The 1,322-nt window shown below is 60.8% G+C and carries 1 protein-coding gene and 1 other annotated feature; the gene reads right to left on the bottom strand.

Annotated features, from left to right (window positions below):
- Positions 1–34 precede the first annotated feature (34 nt).
- A protein-coding gene (locus tag ACNQQL_RS35935) for an IS3 family transposase (protein ID WP_347069680.1) occupies positions 35–1,272 on the bottom strand; the annotation gives its coding sequence in 2 pieces (ribosomal slippage) (positions 35–981 and positions 981–1,272; 1,239 coding nt in all).
- Positions 875–991: a sequence feature (AL1L pseudoknot), on the bottom strand. Its footprint overlaps the gene before it by 117 nt.
- Positions 1,273–1,322 lie beyond the last annotated feature (50 nt).

The raw sequence follows: 1,322 nt of genomic DNA, 5'->3' as shown, positions 1-1,322 counted from the left end.
TGAACCGCGCCGGGAATCGTGGAGGCCGGTTGGTTTAAGTTAATGCAGGCAAGTCAGCGGCATTTCTGAGTTGCCTGTAGTAGTTTGCCTCAGCCTCAGCGGGCGGGATATATCCGAGCGGTTCCATCAACCGATGATGGTTGTACCAGGCCACCCATTGCAGCGTTGCCAGTTCGACGGATTCCCTCGTTTTCCAAGGGGCGCACCGATGAATCAGTTCCGTCTTGTACAGGCCGTTGATCGTTTCGGCCAGCGCATTGTCGTAGCTGTCGCCCCGGCTGCCGACCGACGGCTCGATGCCGGCCTCAGCCAGCCGTTCGCTGTACCGAATGCTGACATATTGCGCCCCTCTATCGGAGTGATGTATCAACGTCTCGTCGTCACCCGGTTGGCGAGCGTACAGCGCCTGTTCAAGTGCATCCAGAACAAAGTCCGTGGTCATCGACGAACTGACGCGCCAGCCAACGATGCGACGGGCGAACACGTCGATGACGAACGCCACGTAAAGCCAGCCCCGCCATGTCGAGACGTAGGTGAAATCCGACACCCAAAGCTGATTCGGTCGCTCAGCCTTGAACTGCCGGTTCACCCGATCCAGCGGGCACGGCGCGCTTGAATCGGGAGTCGTCGTGCGAACTCGCTTCCCGCGAACTGCGCCTCGCAAACCCTGCAGCTTCATCAACCGCCCGACCGTGCAGCGTGCGACCAAGATGCCCTCACGGTTCATCTGCTTCCAGACCTTCGGCACGCCATAGACCTGCATGTTGGCCTGCCAGACACGCTTGATCTCCGGCTGCAGAAGCTCATCGCGTTTGGCGCGGGCGCAGCGTTTGGACGGATCGCGAAGCTGCGCAGCATGGCGTCGGTAGCCCGACGGGGCAATCCGCAAGACCTTGCAGATCGGCTCGACCCCGAAGGTGTCGCGATGCTGATCAATGAAGGCCTTCAGGACTTGAAACGGCGGTCGAGCTCCGCCTGGGCGAAAAACGCGCTCGCCAGCTTGAGGATCTCGTTGGTCCGGCGCAGTTCCTTGACCTCGCGTTCCAGGGCCTTGATGCGTTCACGCTCGGCCGTGCTCACGCCATCGCGCTCCCCGCGGTCGACCTCGTCGCGTTTGACCCAATCCAGCAGCGTCTGCGGCGTACAGCCGATCATCGGCGCAATCGATTCGACCGCTGCCCACATCGACGGGTGTTCGCTACGCTGTTCGCGTACCAGACGCACCGCGCGCTCCCGCACTTCCGGGGAAAATTTGCTTGCCTTCTTGTTCATGACTCGATTCTCTCAAGAATACGAGCCTCCACAAAATCCGGTGCGGTTCA

Origin of the sequence: Burkholderia sp. LFS061 (assembly GCF_047978125.1) — a bacterium.
Taxonomy (GTDB): Bacteria; Pseudomonadota; Gammaproteobacteria; order Burkholderiales; family Burkholderiaceae; genus Burkholderia; species Burkholderia pyrrocinia_C.
The sequence above is the reverse complement of the archived record's forward strand: the minus strand, read 5'-3'. Positions and strand labels throughout refer to the sequence as shown.